The sequence below is a fragment of the Roseateles sp. genome, from assembly GCF_039595595.1.
Lineage (GTDB): Bacteria > Pseudomonadota > Gammaproteobacteria > Burkholderiales > Burkholderiaceae_C > Roseateles.
Window position 1 is genome coordinate 201,450 of sequence record NZ_JBCNLG010000003.1, and the last position, 18,340, is coordinate 219,789.

Below are 18,340 nucleotides of genomic sequence, written 5' to 3' on the forward strand. Positions count from 1 at the left end.
AGGAAGAGGCGACGGCGAAGCCATCCCTTCAAGGCATCCAGCGGCCTCCCAATGCGCGCAGCAGCGCGATGCGGTTGACCTGCTCGGTCTGGCGCAGCGTCACGAGCACGCGCCTGGCGGCCGTGAGCTGGCGCTGCGCGTCGAGCAGCTCCAGCTGGCTGCTGCCGCCCAGCCGGTAGCTGCGCTCGGCCAGCTGCAGCGAGCGCTCGGCCGCCTCGACCTGCGCCTGCTGCGCGTCGAGCCGCTCGTCCAACTGATCGCGCACCGCCAGGGCATCGGCGACGTCGCGGAACGCCGACTGCAGCGCCGATTCGTAGCCCGCCAGGGCCTCCTGCCGGCTCGCCTCGCTGACCGCCACCTGCGCGCGGCGCTGGCCGCCGTCGAACACCGGCAGATCGATCTGCGGCACGATGCTCCACACGCCGCTGCCGCTCTTGAACAGGCCGTCGAGGTCCGGACTGCGCGTGCCGCCGCTGGCCGTCAAGGTCAGTCGCGGAAAACGCGCCGCCCGCGCCGCGCCGACGTCGAAGGACGCGGCGCGCAGGCGCTCCTCGGCGGCGCGCAGGTCCGGACGCTGCAGCAGGACCTCCGCCGGCAGGCCGCCCGGCACCGCCGGCAAGGCCACGGCGGGCCGCTCATCCTGCGCCGCGGGCAGCAGACGGTCAGGCAACGGCTGCCCGGCAAGCAGCTCCAGCTGCAGCCGCGCCTGCGTGACCGCGGAGACGCTTTCGGCCGCGTCGCCGCGCGCCGACTCGAAGGCCGCGCGCGCCCTCGCCCGCTCCAGACCGGACGCGGCGCCCAGCGCGTACTGGCGCTCGGCGAGCTCATGCGAACGCCGCTGACTGTCGCGCAGCGCCTCGTTGAGCATCAGCCGCTGCTGCGCCGCCGCCAGATTCAGCCACGCCGTCGCGACTTCAGCGGCCAGGCTCAGCCGCGCGCTGCGCTGCGTCTCCTGCTCCGCGAGGAAGCGCGACAGCGCCGCGCCCTCGAGGCTGCCAAGCCGGTCGAACAGATCGATCTCGTAGCTCGCCAGACCGAGATTGACGCCATAGGCCGTGGTCGCGCCGCTGCCGGCCGTGCGCTGCCGCGTCGCGGAAGCGCCCAGGCCGATCTCCGGCAGGCGGTCCGCGGCGGTGACGCGATACTGCGCCCTCACCCGCTCCACAGCCGCGGCGCTCGCGCGCAGGCTGCGGTTCTGGTCGAGCGCGATGGCGACCACCTCGTCGAGCCGCGCATCGCTGAAGAAGCCGCGCCATTCATGCGAAGCCGAAGAGGCCGCCTGGCTCGCGGCCGCGGCCGGCGCCATCACGCGGAAGTCGTCGCGCAGCGGCGGACGGGGCGCGTCGCCGGTCGGCACGAGGCTGCCGCAGGCGCTCAGGCCCAGCACGGCCGGCAGCACCGCCAGGATCAGCGCGCGCTTCATGCCCGCGCCTCCGGCTTCGCGGCGCCGCCCGCTTCGCGCGGGGACGCCCCGGCCGGACCAGTCGGACCAGTCGGACCAGTCGGACCAGTCGGACCAGTCGGACCATTCTCTGCGGCCCGGGCCTTCCCGCCGCGGCTGAAGCGCTGCTTGACCCACAGGTAGAACAGCGGCACGAAGAAGATCCCCAGCAGCGTCGCGCTGCCCATGCCGCCGAGCACGCCGACCCCGATCGCGCGCTGCGAGCCCGAGCCCGCGCCGCTGGCGTAGGCCAGCGGCAGCACGCCCATCATGAAGGCGAGCGAGGTCATCAGGATGGGCCGCAGACGCTGCCGGCAGGCTTTCAAGGTCGCCTCGACCAGACCCATGCCCTGCCCCAGCAGCGTCTCGGCGAACTCGACGATCAGGATCGCGTTCTTCGCCGACAGGCCCACCGTCGTCAGCAGCCCGACCTGGAAGAACACGTCGTTCATCTGCCCGCCCAGGTGGCTCGCCGCGAGCGCGCCGATGATGCCCAGCGGCACCACCAGCATCACGCTGAAGGGCACGGACCAGCTCTCGTACAGCGCCGCCAGGCACAGGAAGATGAACAGCACCGACACCGCGTACAGCATCGGCGCCTGGTCGCCCGACAAGCGCTCCTGATAGCTGCGGCCGGACCACTCGTAGCCGATGCCGGGCGGCATCTCGCGCAGCACCTGCTCCATCGCCGCCATCGCGGCGCCGGAGCTCACGCCCGGCCGCACGTCGGCCTGGATCTCGTAGGCGGCGCTGCCGTTGTAGCGCACCAGCTGGCGCGGGCCGTTGGTCCAGCCGGCCTTGGCGAAGGCGCTGAAGGACACCATCTCCCCGGCGGCGTTGCGCACGTACCAGTAGCGCAGCGCCTCGGGATCGGCGCGGTAGGCGCCCTCGCCCTGCACCAGCACGCGCTTGACGCGGCCGCGGTCGATGAAGTCGTTCACGTAGCTGCTGCCCAGCGCGATCGACAGCGTGTCATTGATCGTCGCCGTCGACACGCCCAGCGTGCCGGCCTTGTGGTCGTCGATGTCGATCTGCAGCTGCGGCGTCTCGGTCAGGCTGTTGGTGCGGGCGCGGCTCAGCTCGGGCCGCTGGTTGGCCAGATCGATCAGGCGGTCGCGCGATTCGATCAGGACCTCGCTGCCGACGCCGCCCAGGTCCTGCAGGAACAGCTGGATGCCGGCGCTGCCGCCCAGGCCGCGCACGGTCGGCGGTTGCACCACGTAGATGTTGGCGTCGCGCACGCGCTTGCCCAGCTCGCGGCTGAAGCGCTCCGCCAGCGCCCCCGCGCCCTGCTCCTTGCCGGTGCGCTCCGGCCAGTCGGTCAAGCGGATGAAGCCCTGGCCCGAGCCCTGGTCGCCGCCCGCGCCGCGCACGATGTTGTAGAAGCGCACTTCCTTCTGCTCGCCCAGGTAGGTCTCGATGCTCTGCGCGACAGCCTCCATCCGCTCGGCCGTGGCGCCCGGCGCCATCCGCACCTGGATCTGCAGTCCGCCCTGGTCCTCGTCCGGCAGGAAGGAGGTCGGCAGCGTCTTGTAGAGCACCGCCAGCGCCGCGATCAGCAGCAGGTAGACGGCGAAGCTGCGCACGCCGCGCGCGGTGAGCCAGCGCACGCGCGAGACGTAGCGCTCGGTGAAGCGGTCGAAGCCGCGGTTGAAGCCGCCGAAGAACCAGTCCAGCTGCTTGCCGAAGGGGCCGCCATGGGCGGCATGCTCGCCCTGGTGGACCGGCTTGAGCAGCGTCGCGCACAGCGCCGGCGACAGGCTCATCGCGACCAGCACCGACAGGATCATGGCGCTCACCACCGTGATCGAGAACTGGCGGTAGATCACGCCGGTCGAGCCGCCGAAGAAGGCCATCGGGATGAACACCGCCGACAACACGACCGCGATGCCCACCAGCGCGCCGCTGATCTCCTTCATGCTGGCGCGGGTCGCGTCGCGGGGGCTCAAGCCCTCCTCGCGCATCAGGCGCTCGACGTTCTCCACGACCACGATCGCATCGTCCACCAACAGGCCGATGGCCAGCACCAGCCCGAACATCGTCAGCGTGTTGATCGAATAGCCGGCCAGCGCCAGCACGCCGAAGGTGCCCAGCAGCACGACCGGCACCGCGATCGCGGGCACCAGCGTGGCGCGCAGGTTCTGCATGAACAGGTACATGATCACCACGACCAGCACCATCGCCTCGATCAGCGTGTGCACCACGCCCTCGATGGAGACGCTGATGAAGGGCGTCGTGTCGTAGGTGAAGCTGACCTTCATGCCGTGCGGGAAGAAGGGTTCGAGCTCCTTGAACTTGGCCTTGACCAGCTCGGCAGTCTTGAGCGCGTTGGCCCCGCTGGCCGGCACGATGGCCATGCCGGCGGCGGTGACGCCGCTGCTGCGCACGTTGGTCGTGTAGCTGTCGCGGCCCAGTTCGACCCGCGCCACGTCGCCCAGCCGCAGCGCCGAGCCGTCGGGCTGCACGCGCAGCACGATGGCGCGGAACTGCTCCGGCGTCTGCAGCTTGGCGCGGGCGGTGATGATGGCCGTCAGGCGCTGGCCGTCGGGCACGGGCTGCGCGCCGAGCTGGCCGGCGGAGACCTCGGTGTTCTGCGCCAGCAGCGCGTTGCGGATGTCGCCCGGCACGAGCGCGTAGCGCTGCAGCTTGGCCGGGTCCAGCCAGACGCGCATCGCGTAGCCCGAGCCGAAGACGTTGATGTCGCCCACGCCCTCGATGCGGCTGATGATGTCCTGCAGCGTGCTGGACAGGTAGTCGCCGAGGTCGGCGGAGCTGACGCCCGGGTCGTCGCTGGTCAGCATCACCACCATCAGCGGCTCGGAGCCGGCCTTGGTCACGCGCACGCCCTGCGCCTGCACCGCCTGCGGCAGCCGCGACAGCGACTGCGACACCTTGTTCTGCACCTGCATCTGCGCCAGGTCGGGATCGGTGCCGGCGACGAAGCTCAGCTGCGTGTTGGCGCCGCCGGAGGCATTGCTGGAGGACTCGATCGAGAACAGGCCGTCGATGCCCTTGAGGTTCTGCTCGATGACCTGCGTCACCGAGTCCTCGATCGCCTTGGCCGACGCGCCCGGGTAGCTCGTGTTGATCGAGATCCGCGTCGGCGCGATGTCGGGATAGCGCTCGAGCGGCAGACCCAGCACCGCGGCCACGCCGGCCAGCATCACGACGATGGCCAGCACCCACGCGAAGATGGGCCGGTCGATGAAGAAGGCGGCCATCAGACGCTCCCGGACGCGGGGCTGGCCGGCGCCGAGGCGCCCCCGGCCTTGTCGGCGGTCTTCTTCCTGCCCGGGCCCGCCGGCACCGGCGTCACCGGCTGGCTGGGCCGCACGCGCTGCAGGCCCTCGACGATGAGCTTGTCGCCCGCCTTCAGGCCGCTGGCGACGACCCACTGGTTGCCGAGCGCGCGCTTGAGCACCAGGCGCCGCAGCTCGGCCTTGTTGCCGTCGCCGACGACGAGCGCCGTGGCCTCGCCGGTCGGGGACCGGGTGACGCCCTGCTGCGGCACGACGACCGCGTCGCGGTCGATGCCCGCGAGCAGCCGCGCGCGCACGACCATGCCGGGCATCAGCATGCCGCCGGGATTGGGCACGACGGCACGCAGCGTCACCGCGCCGGTGCCGCGGTCGACGGTCACGCCGCTGACCTGCAGCTGCCCAGGCTGCGCGAACTCGGTGCCGTCCTCGAGCAGCAGCCGGATCTGCCGGCTGCCCTTGCCCGAGGGCCCCTCGCCTTCGAGCTGGCGGCGCAGCTGCAGGATCTCGGCGCTGCTCTGGACGATGTCCACGTGCATCGGATCGAGCTGCTGGACCGTGGTCAGCGCCTGCGTCTGATTGGCGGTGACCAGCGCGCCGGCGGTGACGGCGGAGACCTCGATGCGGCCGGAGATCGGCGCGGCGATGCGGGTGCGTTCGAGTTGCACCCGCGCCGCGTCGAGCGCGGCGCGCGCCACGGCGACGTCGGCCTGCGCCTGGCGCAGCGCGCTCGCGCTGTCATCGGCGCTCTGGCGGCTGAGCGCGTCGGCCTTGAGCAGCTCGGCATCGCGCTCGGCACGCGTGCGGGCGACGGCGGCCTGCGCCTCGGCCTTCTGCAGCGCGGCGGCGGCCCGGGCCCGTTCGGCCTCGTAGGTGGCGGCGTCGAGCTGGTACAGCGCCTGCCCGGCGCGCACGGTGCTGCCTTCTTCGAAGAGCCGCTTCTGCACGATGCCGCTGACCTGCGGACGGATCTCGGCGACCTGGCTCGCGGACAGCCGGCCGGGCAGCTCCAGCGCCAGCGGCGCATCCTGCGTGGCCACGATGACGACGCCGACCTCGGGCGCCGACGGCTTGGCGGCCTCGGCCTTCTTCTCGCCGCAGCCGGCGGCGATGAGGGCCATGGCCAGCAGCGCCGGCAGCGCCATCGGACCGGTCGGCAGGCGGGCCGCCAGGCGGGTCATCGAGCGGACCGGCGGGCGCGGCGCCGGCGCGCGCGGACCGGCTGCGCGCGCGGGGAATGTCAGAATCTTCGGCATGGCGGCGGATGCTGGCCGACGAATGTGGAGAGATCTTGAAGAACGCGTTGAAGCTTCCGTTCAACCTCACGGCCCGGCTGTTCATCGCCGTCTTCAGCACCGCCATGGCGGTGGCGCTGGCGATGGGCGTGTTCTCGCACATCAACCTGAACCGGGACTTCATCGGCTATCTGAACGAACAGGCCGTCAACCGGCTGGAGCTCGCGCGCACCAGCGTCACGGCCGGGTATCGCGAGAACGGCGGGAGCTGGGATTTCCTGCGCGAGAAGCCCGAGCTGTGGGGCCGGCTGCTGCGGCCGCTGGTGCCGGAGGCGGACATGCCGGCGGTCAAGCACGGCCCGGCGGACCTGACCGGCGCGACGCGCCGTTTCACGCTGTTCGACGAGAACCGGGTGCGCGTCGCCGGCTACGCGGGGCCGGTGGAGCCGACGGTGGAGCGGCCGATCATCGTCGACGGGCTCACGGTGGGCTGGCTGGCGCTGACGCCGATCGAGTCGGTGAGTCCGGGCGCGGAGAAGCATTTCTACGACGCGCAGCTGCGTTCGGCCTGGATCGTGGGCGGCGCGGCGGTGCTGCTGGCGGGCGCGGTGGCGTACTGGATCTCGCTGCGATTGCTGCGGCCGGTGCGGCGGGTCGCGCATGCGACGCACCGGCTCGCGGCGGGGGAATTCGAAGTGCGCGTGCCCGAGACGCGCGGCAATGACGACATCGCCGGACTGGGCCGGGACTTCAACCAGCTCGCGCTGACCTTGCAGCGCAACGAGGCGATGCGGCGGGAGTTCCTGGCCGATGTCTCGCATGAGCTGCGCACGCCGCTGGGCGTGCTGCATGGCGAGCTGGAGGCGCTGGAGGACGGCGTGCGCAAGCTCGACGCGCAGGCGCTGCGCTCGCTGCGGGGCGAGGTCGCGACGCTGCACAAGCTGGTCGACGACCTGCACGAGCTGTCAATGGCCGACGTCGGCGCGCTGGCCTATCGCAAGGCGGAGCTGGACCTGCGCGAGCTGATCGGCGTGACGGCGGGCGCCTTCGGCGAGCGGCTGAACGGGAGCGGGCTCGAGCTGCGGCTGGATCTGCCCGAGCAGCCGCTGCGGGTCTTCGGCGACGAACGGCGGCTGCGACAGCTGATGGCGAATCTCGTCGAAAACAGCTGCCGCTACACCGAGGCTGGGGGCGCCCTGAGCATCAGCGCGCGGCGCAGCGGCGGGCAGGTGGTCATCGACGTGCAGGACACGGCGCCGGGCGTCGGCCCGGAGCATCTGCCGCGGCTGTTCGAGCGCTTCTTCCGCGTGGAGGCCTCGCGCAGCCGGCGCGGTGGCGGATCGGGTCTGGGGTTGTCGATCTGCCAGCGCATCGCGCAGGCGCACGAGGGCCGCATCGAGGCGCGTCCGTCGCCGCTGGGCGGGCTGTGGATGCGCGTGGAGCTGCCGGCCCATGGCTGAGGCGGATAGCCCATTGCCGATGAATGGCCCGGGCCTGGCGCCGATGCCGATGGAGCCGGGGCCGGCGCGGGTGCTGGTCGTCGAGGACGAGCCCAAGCTGGCCGCGCTGCTGGCGGATTACCTGCGGGCCGCGGGGCACGAACCGGACTGCATCGCCGACGGTGCCGAGGTGATCGCGGCATGGACGGCGAGGCGGCACGACCTGGTCCTGCTGGACGTGATGCTGCCGGGCGTGGATGGCCTGACGCTGTGTCGCGAGTTGCGCGCGCGCAGCAGCGTGCCGATCCTGATGCTCACGGCGCGGGCGGATGAATCGGACCGGCTGATGGGGCTGGAGACCGGCGCGGACGACTACATCGCGAAGAACCCGTTCAGTCCGCGCGAGGTGATGGCGCGGGTGAAGGCCGCGCTGCGGCGCAGCCGCGCGCACGAGGCGGCGACGGCCGCCGCGGTGGCGGCCTTCGCATCGGGCAGCGAGCCGCTGCGCATCGACGAGGCGGGATGGACGGCGAGCTGGCAGGGCCAGGCGCTGGACCTGACGCCGATCGAATTCCGCCTGCTGCACATCCTGGCCGCGCAGCCGGGACGCGTGTATGCGCGCACGCAGTTGCTGGACCTGCTGCACGTGGATGGCCGCGAGGTCACGGAGCGCGCGGTGGACAGCCACGTGAAGAACCTGCGGCGCAAGCTCGAGAAGGCCGGCGCGGGGGCGGATCGGATCCGGTCGATTTATGGGGTGGGATACCGGTTCGAGCGGTGAGCAGGAACGCCACAAAGGCGCCCCCTATTTCTGTGCTCATATCGTCGGATACGCCTTGTCCTTGTGAGTTCGCCCCCCAAAGGCAACGCATTCAGGTCAGCGGGTGAACGGAGCCGCTGCCCGGCGATGAAACACTCGTCGGATGGAAACCCGTAGCGATTTCGTTGTCTTCGTGGACGAGAGCGGTGATCACAACCTGCAGTCGATCAATCCGCGATATCCGGTCTTCGTCCTGGCCTTTTGCATTCTTCCTGTGGAGTCGTATCTGCGAGAGGTCGGCACGGACTTTCGACGATTGAAGTTCGAGCTCTTTGGGCACGACATCATCGTTCTGCATGAGCACGACATCCGGAAGCGATCGGGTCCGTTCGCGTCGCTCAATCCGACGTCGCGCGAGCGCCTGCTCCGCGGACTAACCACCATCATTGAAGACGCGACGATGACCATCGTGGCCGTGGTGATCGATAAGCCTCGCCTGCTGGAATGCGCCATCGGCCACCTCCACCCGTACAACCTGGCATTGCGGTATGGGCTTGAACGGGTGCATCAATTCCTGCAGATGAAAGGGCAAGGAGGCTTGCGTACCTCCGTCGTCTGCGAAGCGCGGGGAAGCAAGGAGGACGGCGACCTTCGACGTGCCTTCGAGGAGGTCCGGCTTGGGCGCAACTGCAGCGGATACGAGTATCCGTTTGATCTGGTCGTCGCCGACAAGCGGACGAATTCAGAAGGGCTGCAACTTGCAGACCTTGTTGCGCGTCCGATTGGCCTGCACGTGCTTCGCCCCGACCAGCTCAACCGCGCATGGTCCTCCCTGGCTCGAAAGCTCTTCGACGCCGATCAGCTCGCGTGGCCGCCAGTGGGCTTGACGATCGTGCCCCCACAGAAAGTCGAAGGGCCCCTGAGTTGCCTCAGGAGCCCAACGCCGGTAGGGAATGCCCGACCCATTTGCAGCGATTCTGGCTCGACGCGGAGCGCCGGTCGATAGCGTCTCGCAGTCAAACTGCCCACTGGAACCTGCAGTCCTTCAATCAGGCGCCAGCAGTTCCCGCCGTGCGTGTCGCGCTGGACCGCGCTCGCGATTCGCGCCTTACTGCTTGTAGAACGTCACGTCGTCGACGTTGAGCCAGCCGGTGCCGGTCGAGTCGCTCGTCCAGAACCCGATTTCGGCGTTCCCGTTGCTCACATTGATGTTGCTGAGGGTGAGCTGCGTGTAGCCGTCAGACGCCATCGAGGCGACGGACACCTGGCTGCCGCCGAAGTTCTTCACGTACAGCTGGTGTCCGGCCGTTCCCCGCACCCAGGCTTTCACCGTGTACAGCCCGTTCGGGAGGCCGGTGAGCGTCTGGGCGCTGTAGGCCCAGTACGCGCCCGTGCCGCTGTGCACCAGGTGCGACGCGCCGGAATTGGGCCGCGTCGTGGCGGTGGTCACCGTGCCCCCTTGCGTTCCCGTGAACCAACCGCCCAGCCCGTTCTCGAAACCGGGGTTGCTCAGCAGATTCACGCCGCCATCGATCACGTCCACGCGGTCGGCCGTGACGAAGGTGTTCGACGAACTGGCGTTCTTCGTGCCCGTGGCCCGCACCTTCAGCGTGTGGCTGCCCGCCGTCAGCACGGGGCTGCTCCAGAGCAGCACGTCGTCCTTGCGAGCGGCCGAGTAGGTGTCGATGGCGACTTCCGCGCCGCCGTCGATGGACACGGCGGCGATGCCGTGCGCGGGCGCCTGACCGCCATACAGCTTGACCTGCGTGCCGTTGAAGGGCACCTGGTAGTAGGCGTTGGTCAGCCCGGACCAATGGTTGTCGTTCTGATACGCGCCGGTCTGGCTGCCGCCAGGCCAGTTGGCGGCGTTGTCGTAGCTGAAGCTCGCGTCATTGCGCGTCACCCGGCCCAGGTAGGGCAACAGGATCGGCAGCAGGCGGTTGCTGACCTTGACGTGGCCGGTGTCACTGGGGTGCAGGCCATCGGTGAAGTCCGTGGATCCGCTGGACGAATCGAGCCAACCGGTGGTGTCGATGTAGTGCACCTTGGCATCGCCCGCATTGACGCGCGCGGTCACCGCCGCCTGCGTCTCGGTCTGGTAGAAGCCGCCGAAGGTGCGCAGCGCGAAGATGTCCGCGTTCGGGTACTTGGCCCGGATGTTCTGCAGGAACCCGGTGTAGCGGCTCTGGAAGGTGGCCGAGGGCACCGAGTTGAAGGAATCGTTGCTGCCCAGGTTCACGACGACCAGTCTGGCCGTGTAGTTGGCGAAGTTCCAGGCCGGGTTGCCGGTGCACGCCACATCGGGACAGCGGTTGGCCTGCCACAGCTTGAAGTACAGCGACTCCATGCCCGGGAAGGTGTTGTCCGAGTAGTGATAGCCGTCGGACAGCGTGATCCCGGGATAGGAGATCTGCGTGTGATCGGCGGCCATCCTCTCGCCGGTGAGCCAGGCGTAGTCGGAGACCGCGGCGTCAGTCGTCGTCACGCCGGAGGTGATGGAGTCGCCGACGAACTCGACCAGCGGCAGCGTGTCGGGCCGCACCGTCGACGCGCCGGCATCCAGCACCAGCCCCTGGAAGGGCAGCTCGATCTTTTCGTACTTGGCGACGATCTTGAGCGTGTGCGTTCCGTTGGCCAGCGGCGTGGGCGTGAGGTTGATCGTGCCGACCGCGTCCCAGTAGGTGGTGGGCACGCCGTCCACGATGGCCATGAAGACGGTCTTCTCGGCGAGGTTCACCTTCACCGTGGTGCCGGTGAACTTGGTGGATAGATAAGAGCCGTTCCAATAGCTGCGATACGTCGCGCTGCTGCTCTTGTCCCAGCGTCCGACGTAATTGATGTTGGTGTCCGTGAGGTCACCATTGCCGGTGCCTGCCAGGACGGGAGCACCGCAGGAGAACGCAATCCCCAGCAGCGCCAGACGAAGGTAATGCCGGGGCGCGAACGCGCCGGCGGAACCACGATGACCGGTCATGTCTCTCAACCTTTCAACGCAAGTGCGCTCACCACTTCGACGGTGATATAGCGCTAAATCCCGGTCGCATCGTAGTTCATGCGTCGCGCGAACTATTTAGGGAAACTCCCAGCCGTGTTCTTCAAGGATTGCCGCGGCCACCTGAAGGTCCAGTCGAACTGGTCGGTGGCGACTGGAGTCCGAGGCGAAGGGGTCGAACGTTCAGCGGGTAGCCGCATCCTCGGCGCCGAGGGGCGGCTCCAGCTCAACCGCGCAGCGCCGCTTCGATCTTCGCGATGTCGATCTTGCGCATCTCCATCATGGCGTCGAACGCGCGCTTCGAAGCGGCCCGGTCCGGGTTGTGCAAGGCATCGGTCAGCACGCGTGGCGTGATCTGCCAATTCACGCCCCACTTGTCCTTGCACCAGCCGCAGGCGCTTTCGGCGCCGCCGTTACCGACGATGGCATTCCACAGGCGGTCCGTCTCGGCCTGGTCGTCGGTCGCGATCTGGAACGAGAACGCTTCGGTCTGCTTGAACTGCGGTCCGCCGTTCAGCCCGATGCAGGCGACGCCGCACACGCTGAACTCGACGACCAGCACGTCACCCTGCTGGCCGGACGGAAAGTCCCCCGGCGCCCGCGTGACGCGGCCAACCTTGCTGTCGGGAAAGGTCTTCTCGTAAAAGCGCGCGGCCTCTTCCGCGTCACGGTCGTACCAGATGCAGATGGTGTTCTTGGCGAGCATGGGAGTCTCCTTGAGCGAAACAACGGTGGTGGACTGTGGAGGCGGGCCGCACCGGCGGGCAACCGGCGTTCCCCTGGATTCGCCGCCTCACCCTGGGACGACGGCCGATGAGCGCCGGTTTCGACAAGCACGTCGAAGATTTTTTTGCCGGCTCCGCCCCCGGACTGGAGGGAAGCCCCCCTTGGGCCTCCGGCGCACGGAAGGGATACTCGACGGAGGTCCTGGCCGCCGCCCCGGCGTCACGCCCGGACGTTCCCGCACATCCCAAGGAGGAACTGCTGCCCATGAGCGCAATGACGCTGGCCGCCCTGCTGATGGCCGCCGGCATCGCGGTCCTGCTGACCCGCTTGATCCGCGAGCGTCGCGCCCACCAGGCCGCGCTCGCCCGCGCCGAACGCATGGGACAGGTGCTGCTCACGCTGTCGCGGGCCAACCGGATGGTGCTGCGCATCGACGACGATCGCGCGCTCTTCACCGAAGCCTGCCAGCTCTGCGTCGATGCCGGCAACGCGATGCTGGCCGCGGTCTATCTGCGCGAAGGCGACCTCGCCCATCGCGTCGCCAGCGCGGGCCCGGCCGTCGACGTGCTGCGCAACGTCCCGGACCCGCTGGACCTGCGCCTGCCCGAGGTCCAGGGCACCTACACCGCGCGCGTGCTGCGCGATGGCGTCAGCGCCGTCAGCAACGACTACGTGCTCGACTCGCAGGCCGGCCGCTGGCGCTCCGAGGCCGTCGCCCAGGGCATCCGGGCGATCGCCTGGATCCCCATCCGGCGCGCGGGCCTCGTGGCCGGCACGCTGATGCTGTGCGCGCGCCAGCCCGACTTCTTCGATGCGGAACTGATGGCCCTGCTCGAGGAGCTGGGCGCGGACCTGTCCTTCGCGCTCGACAGCGTCGACAGCCGCCACGCCCGCGAAGCCGCGGCCCGCGAGATCGAGGCCGGCCGCGACCGCTTCCAGCGCCTGTTCGAGGCCGCGCCCGTGCCCATGGCCATCGTGTCGGTGGCCGACCGCCGCATCGTCGAGGCCAACCCCGCGCTGTGCCGCCGCTACGGCCGCACGCATGAGGAAGTCATCGGCACGACGACGGCATCGCATGCCTACGGCGTGATCGCGGAGGACCGCGATGTCTTCTATCAGGTGCTGCAGGCACAGGGCCACGTCACCGACATGGCCGTGCGCACCCTTGACGCGGCCGGCAAGCCCGGACGGGCCATGCTCAATGCCGTGCCGCTCGACTACCTCGGGCAGCCGTGCTGCCTGATCATCAGCCAGACGCTTCAGCGCGAGACGGACTGAGCGGACCTGAAGCGGAGCTGAGCGGGACTGAGCGCCCTCCCGCGGCGAAGGATCAAGCCTGCGGCTTGTGGCAGACCATCTCGATGTTGTGCCCGTCCGGCGCGATGACGAAGGCCGCGTAGTAGTTCGCGTGATAGTGCGGCCGCAGACCCGGCGCGCCGTGGTCCTTGCCGCCGGCTGCGAGCGCCGCGCGATGGAACGCGTCGACCTGGTCGCGCGAGCTGGCCACGAAGGCGATGTGCAGCGGCGCGGGTTTGTCGGTGGTCTGGAACAGGCACAGCGACACGTCGCCCTGCGCGATCTCGATGCCGTAGGACGGCTCCCCTTCCCCACAGACCCGCACGCCGATCGGCTCCAGGGCCTTGAGGAAGAAGGTCTTGCTCGCTGCGTAGTCGCTGACGCCGAACTTCACGTGGTCGAACATGGGAACTCCTGAGTCTTGACGGGCCCGGTGGCCGAAGGCGTTCTTGTACCTCGCCGCGAGAGACGGCCCGCAAGTCACGGCAAGTCCCTCATGAGCTCATGCGCAAACCTCAGTTCCGGGCACCGCATCACGGCCGTAGCCTGCAGCGACCCAGACCCGAGGAGGCCCTCATGACCCAGTCCGCCGCGTCCGATTCCTGGCGCTTCGAAACGCTGTCCGTCCACGGCGGCTACTCGCCCGACCCGACGACCAAGGCCGTGGCCGTGCCGATCTACCAGACCGTCGCCTACGCCTTCGACAGCGCGCAGCACGGCGCGGACCTGTTCGACCTCAAGGTCCCCGGCAACATCTACAGCCGGATCATGAATCCGACCAACGACGTGCTCGAAAAACGCCTCGCCGCGCTGGAGGGCGGCATCGGCGCGCTGGCCGTGGCCTCTGGCCAGGCCGCGGTCACCTACGCCATCCTCACCCTCGCCGAGGCCGGCGACAACATCGTCGCCTCGAGCGCCCTGTATGGCGGCACCTACAACCTGCTGGCCCACACGCTGCCGCAGTACGGCATCCAGGCGCGCTTCGCCGACTACCGCCAGCCCGACGCCTTCGCCGCGCTGATCGACGCGCGCACCAAGGCGATCTTCGTGGAGTCGCTCGGCAACCCGCAGGGCAACGTCACCGACATCGAGCGCATCGCCCGCATCGCCCATGAACACGGGGTTCCGCTGATCGTCGACAACACGGTGCCCTCACCCTACCTGAGCCGTCCCATCGAGCACGGCGCCGATATCGTCGTGCACTCGCTGACCAAGTACCTGGGCGGGCATGGCACCAGCATCGGCGGTGCGATCGTGGACTCCGGCAAGTTCCCCTGGGCGCGGCACAAGGAGCGCTTCAAGCGGCTGAACGAGCCCGATCCCAGCTATCACGGCGTCGTCTACACCGAAGCGCTCGGCCCGGCCGCCTACATCGGGCGGGCGCGCGTCGTGCCGCTGCGCAACACCGGCGCGGCGCTGTCGCCGTTCAATGCCTTCCTCATCCTGCAGGGCATCGAGACGCTCGCGCTCCGCCTGGACCGCATCAGCGACAACGCGTTGCGTCTGGCGCAGCACCTGACCCGTCACGAGAAAGTGGGCTGGGTGAACTACGCGGGCCTGGAGGACCATCCCGATCACGCGCTGGCGCGCAAGTACCTCTCGGGCAAGGCCTCGGGCATCGTCACTTTCGGCCTGAAGGGCGCCGCCGGCGAAGGCCGCGAGCGCGGCGCCCGCTTCCTCGATGCGCTGCAGCTCTTCACCCGCCTGGTCAACATCGGCGACGTGCGCTCACTGGCGACCCATCCGGCCTCGACGACGCACCGGCAGCTCTCGCCCGCCGAGCTCGACAAGGCCGGCGTGTCCGAGGACACGGTGCGGCTCTCCGTCGGCATCGAGCACGTCGATGACCTGATCGCCGACCTCGATCAGGCGCTGGCCGCGGTCTGATCGCCGCGGCGCGGCCCGCGCTGCCCGCTCACTTCACGGTGACGAAGATCGGGTTCGAGTAGAACCACAGGCTGCCGTAGTTGCGGTCGTTGATCTGGTCGTGGCGCGTGGCGTTGTCGGCCGTCGTGATGCGCTGGTCGGCGAGCGGCTCGCCACCGGCGCTCAGGTTAGGCACGTCCACGGCCAGGTTGGTGCCGCGCAGGCGGAAGTACTGGCTCTTGCTGGCGGTCAGCGTGGTGGTGACGCTGTAGTAGCCATCGGCGCCGAGCGTCCAGTCGGCGCTGGTGAAGCGCTTGAGCACGCGCGTCGACGGATTGGTCGCCACGTCGTAGGCCGGCGTGCCGGGCGCCGCCTTGGCGCCGACGTCGCCCACGATCAGGTCGACGTGATCGACCTTGGGCACCATGTTGCCGAGATTGCCGCTGTTGACCGGCCGCTGGTAGTTGTTCACCGCGGGGCTCTTGAAGCGGATCGTCACCGTGACCGACTGCCCCGCGCCGGCGATCAGCTCCTGCCCCATGTTGGCCTTGCCGGCGCCCGAGGCGGCGGTGAAGTCCAGCGCGTTGATCAGGTCGCCGAACACGCCGAAGCTGCGTCCCGCGCGCAGGCTGGCCAGCAGGCCGGCGATGCCGGTGCTGTCCTTGGGCTGCCACACGTAGTTCTTCGCGTACTCGCCGGGGAAGTAGCCGCTGCTGTTGCCGGCGGCATCGATCTCGAAGTGCGAGTCGGAGTCCGCGACGTTCCAGATCCGGCGCCCCTCGCCGAGCAGCGCGTCCCACACGCCGCCGAGCTGCGCGACGACATAGTCCGTGCCGCCGTAGGTGCGGTTGGGTTTGTTGGCGTCGATGTAGGCGGAGGTGTAGCCGCCGCGATCGGGCTCCATCTGGTTGCCGACCATGCCTTCGATCGCGAAGACGATCCTGGGCGCCAGGTCGTTCATCTGCCTGAAGTCGGCGATGGTGTACTTGCCGGGGTTGCGCGACGGGTGGTTGATGACGGCGTAGCTCGAGTCCGGATAGTTGTCCTTCAGCCAGGCGATGCCCTTGAGCGCGTCAGCGGCGGTGGTGTTGGCGCGCTGGCTGTATTTGGCCTTCCAGCGGGTCACGTCGTCGGCCTTGAACAGCGACTCGTCGGCGGTGGTGAAGACGTACTGGAACTCCTGCGAGGCATGGGGCGAGCTGGCCAGCGTCGTGCTGCCCTCGAAGATGCCGATGCCCAGGTGGTCGTGGGTGGGCGTGTCCCACTCGAAGCCGGAGAAGATCAGTTTCTTGTCGTAGGTGCCGGCGGCCTGCAGCGCCTGGACGCGCGGCAGCTCATAAGCCTCCATGCCGTAGGCGAAGGCGACCGGGGCGGCCAGCAGGTTGGCGTTGTTGTCGTACTTGGACGAGCGCAGGTGGTTGGTCACCGCCATCCAGTCCAGGTTGTTGGCCGTGAAGGCCTTGCCGAGCACAAGGTCCAGCGTCTGCGTGGTGCGCGAGTCATCGGACTGGACGGTGTGCACGTGCAGGTCGCCGGTGGTCCAGGCGCCGGCTTCCGGCTCGGTGCCGTTGCCGCCACCGCTGCTGCCGCCGCAGGCGGCCAGGGTCAGCAGGCCGGTCAGCGGCAGAGCGGAGAGGAGAAGGCCACGCCGGGCCTTGGAGTCGATGCGGTCAGTCTTCACGGGAGTCAGGCGCGGCCGAAGCGATGCGGGTGGTTGCGAAAACCCGCGAGTCTGTCGGCGCGTGGTGACGAGACCGTGACTCAGGTCTCACCGCAAGCGCACCGCCGTGCCGGATGGTCTCCAGGTCGCACGGCGGTGAACGCGATCATTGCGCCGGTGCGCTGGCCTCCCGCGGCGGCTCCAGCCGCTCCAGACTCTCCTTGAGGGCCTGGAACGCCGGCATCGCGCGCAGCGTCTGCGCGCCCGCCTTCTGCAGCTCGATCACGTCGTGGGCCTCGATCGTGAACGCCGTCGGCACGCGCAGCAGGCTGTGGCGGATCTTGTCGTCCGGCGTGTCGCGCAGGCTCACGCTGATCAGGTGCAGCTCCGCGTCCGCCGCGAACGGGCTGCCCGGCGTGCCGCGCGTGCGCTTGAGCTCGGCCTGCCAGCGGCGGTTGTCGTCGTTGAGCATGGCCAGCGTGACCTGCGTCTCGCGGGCGCCGGCGCCGAAGATCAGGGTCTCGATCACCTGCCCGGTCGAAGGCACGCGATCGCTGGCGTCGATGCGCTCGGCCAGGTCGCGCTCGGAGTTCACCGTGATCAGCACCAGGCGCCGGATCGATCCCGGCGGCGAGTCCTGGAACGACGACGCCATCGAGCCTCCCGCCAGCAGCCGGTCCAGCATCAGCCGCGCGCCGGTGTTGTCGGAGACGCCGCCGTCCACGAGGTGGATGAAGGGGCGCTCCTTCGCGTTGCGGTAGCTCTGCGCGCTGAGCGCAAGCAGCCGGCTGCGGTAGTCGTCCGCTGCGATCGAGCCATGCTGCGCCTGGGGCGGCACGGGGCACTCGCCGGCATGGTTCTGCAGCGTCATCGGCGACAGCAGGATCGGCACCGCCGACGAGGCTGCCACCGCGAAGGACAGCGGCGTGCGGTCCAGGTCCGAGCAGATCAGGCTGAACTGCTCGGCGGTGAAGTCGAAGGGCGCGCCGGTCGTGAGGTCGGTCGCCGTCACCATCAGGTCGGGCGCGTTGGGACGCGCCTTCAAGTCACCGAAGGTGCGGCCGCGATAGAGCTCGTCGAGCCGCTGCGCCAGGATGTGGCTGCGGCCGTACCACGGTGAGGTCAGGTGATAGAGCCGCGTCGGCGCGAAGGCCTGACGGATCAGGCCGGCCTCGAAGGGGACGAGCAGGAAGTCCGGCTCGAAGCGGGTGAGCGTCTCGTCGCCGAAGGCCGCGTAGTGCGCGGCGAGGATGCTGCCGCCGGACACGCCGCTGATCAGGCCGATCTGGTCGAGCATCGTGGTCGTCTGGCCATTCACGCTGAACTGAGTGGCCTTGAGTTCGCGCAGCACGCCGAGCCCGAAGGCGGCCGCCCGTGCGCCGCCGCCCGACAAGGTGACCGCGGCGACCACCGGACCCAACCGTCGCCGCGCGGGTGGCGCCGGCGTCTCGACCAGCGATCCCTCAGCCCCGGTCGTCACCGCCTGGACCGCCGGCACGGGCTGCACGCCGTTGACCCACGGCCGGTAGGTCGAGCAGCCCGCCAGCGCGGCCGCCACCATCCACGGGGCCATCCAGGCGCCCAGTCTCCGGGTCATCGCCGCAGCGATCCCGTCATTGCACTTGCTCAATCGAATACCCCCGCCCCGCGGCGCGACATGGCCGACAC

At 69.5% G+C, this 18,340-nt stretch carries 13 protein-coding genes; 5 read left to right on the plus strand and 8 right to left on the minus strand.

Translation table 11 applies throughout. The features are described 5' to 3' along the window. Positions 1-28: 28 nt before the first annotated feature. The 3 genes from ABDW61_RS06050 to ABDW61_RS06060 are packed head-to-tail and all read right to left on the minus strand — an operon-like array spanning position 29 to position 5,954. Entirely contained in the window at positions 29-1,423 is a 1,395-nt protein-coding gene (locus ABDW61_RS06050) for an efflux transporter outer membrane subunit (protein WP_343637236.1), read from the minus strand. Next, complete coding sequence (locus ABDW61_RS06055; RefSeq protein ID WP_343637238.1) at positions 1,420-4,662, minus strand: efflux RND transporter permease subunit; 3,243 nt, start codon at positions 4,660-4,662, stop codon at positions 1,420-1,422. Before ABDW61_RS06055 ends, ABDW61_RS06050 begins: the two co-directional genes overlap by 4 nt. Then, positions 4,662-5,954 (minus strand): efflux RND transporter periplasmic adaptor subunit, encoded by a 1,293-nt coding sequence (locus ABDW61_RS06060; RefSeq protein ID WP_343637240.1) that lies wholly within the window; start codon positions 5,952-5,954, stop codon positions 4,662-4,664. The genes ABDW61_RS06055 and ABDW61_RS06060 overlap by 1 nt, the downstream gene beginning before the upstream one ends. A gap of 47 nt (positions 5,955-6,001) precedes the next feature. Here ABDW61_RS06060 and ABDW61_RS06065 point away from each other — a divergent pair, with 47 nt between their 5' ends. The 3 genes from ABDW61_RS06065 to ABDW61_RS06075 all read left to right on the plus strand — a co-directional run bounded on the left by ABDW61_RS06065 (position 6,002) and on the right by ABDW61_RS06075 (position 9,138). Then, entirely contained in the window at positions 6,002-7,393 is a 1,392-nt protein-coding gene (locus tag ABDW61_RS06065) for an ATP-binding protein (RefSeq protein ID WP_343637242.1), read from the plus strand. Further along, the gene (locus ABDW61_RS06070) at positions 7,386-8,153 is read left to right on the plus strand and encodes a response regulator (protein ID WP_343637244.1); all 768 of its coding nucleotides are present in this window, start codon (positions 7,386-7,388) and stop codon (positions 8,151-8,153) included. Before ABDW61_RS06065 ends, ABDW61_RS06070 begins: the two co-directional genes overlap by 8 nt. 142 nt (positions 8,154-8,295) lie before the next feature. Further along, on the plus strand, positions 8,296-9,138 hold the full coding sequence (locus ABDW61_RS06075; RefSeq protein WP_343637246.1) for a DUF3800 domain-containing protein: 843 nt from the start codon (positions 8,296-8,298) through the stop codon (positions 9,136-9,138). A gap of 102 nt (positions 9,139-9,240) precedes the next feature. Here the strand turns inward: ABDW61_RS06075 and ABDW61_RS06080 are convergent, their stop codons facing one another. Both ABDW61_RS06080 and ABDW61_RS06085 read right to left on the minus strand, forming a co-directional pair. Continuing rightward, positions 9,241-11,106: a GDSL-type esterase/lipase family protein gene (locus ABDW61_RS06080; RefSeq protein ID WP_343637248.1), complete on the minus strand. Its 1,866-nt coding sequence runs from the start codon at positions 11,104-11,106 to the stop codon at positions 9,241-9,243. Positions 11,107-11,350: 244 nt separating this feature from the next. Continuing rightward, positions 11,351-11,830, minus strand: a complete 480-nt coding sequence (locus tag ABDW61_RS06085; protein WP_343637250.1) for a VOC family protein — start codon at positions 11,828-11,830, stop codon at positions 11,351-11,353. Positions 11,831-12,114: 284 nt separating this feature from the next. On the opposite strand from ABDW61_RS06085, the gene ABDW61_RS06090 reads away from it, so the two are divergent. Beyond that, the gene (locus ABDW61_RS06090) at positions 12,115-13,128 is read left to right on the plus strand and encodes a GAF domain-containing protein (RefSeq protein WP_343637252.1); all 1,014 of its coding nucleotides are present in this window, start codon (positions 12,115-12,117) and stop codon (positions 13,126-13,128) included. A gap of 52 nt (positions 13,129-13,180) precedes the next feature. Here ABDW61_RS06090 and ABDW61_RS06095 read toward each other — a convergent pair whose 3' ends face one another. Next, positions 13,181-13,552 carry a VOC family protein gene (locus ABDW61_RS06095; protein ID WP_343637254.1) on the minus strand — a complete coding sequence of 124 codons (372 nt, stop codon included), beginning with the start codon at positions 13,550-13,552 and terminating at the stop codon, positions 13,181-13,183. Between the two features lie 170 nt (positions 13,553-13,722). On the opposite strand from ABDW61_RS06095, the gene ABDW61_RS06100 reads away from it, so the two are divergent. Beyond that, entirely contained in the window at positions 13,723-15,033 is a 1,311-nt protein-coding gene (locus ABDW61_RS06100) for an O-acetylhomoserine aminocarboxypropyltransferase/cysteine synthase family protein (RefSeq protein ID WP_343637256.1), read from the plus strand. Positions 15,034-15,061: 28 nt separating this feature from the next. Here ABDW61_RS06100 and ABDW61_RS06105 read toward each other — a convergent pair whose 3' ends face one another. Both ABDW61_RS06105 and ABDW61_RS06110 read right to left on the minus strand, forming a co-directional pair. Next, complete coding sequence (locus ABDW61_RS06105) at positions 15,062-16,693, minus strand: S-layer protein (protein WP_343637258.1); 1,632 nt, start codon at positions 16,691-16,693, stop codon at positions 15,062-15,064. Between the two features lie 145 nt (positions 16,694-16,838). Next, positions 16,839-18,269 carry a patatin-like phospholipase family protein gene (locus ABDW61_RS06110; RefSeq protein WP_343637260.1) on the minus strand — a complete coding sequence of 477 codons (1,431 nt, stop codon included), beginning with the start codon at positions 18,267-18,269 and terminating at the stop codon, positions 16,839-16,841. Between the last annotated feature and the right edge of the window lie 71 nt (positions 18,270-18,340).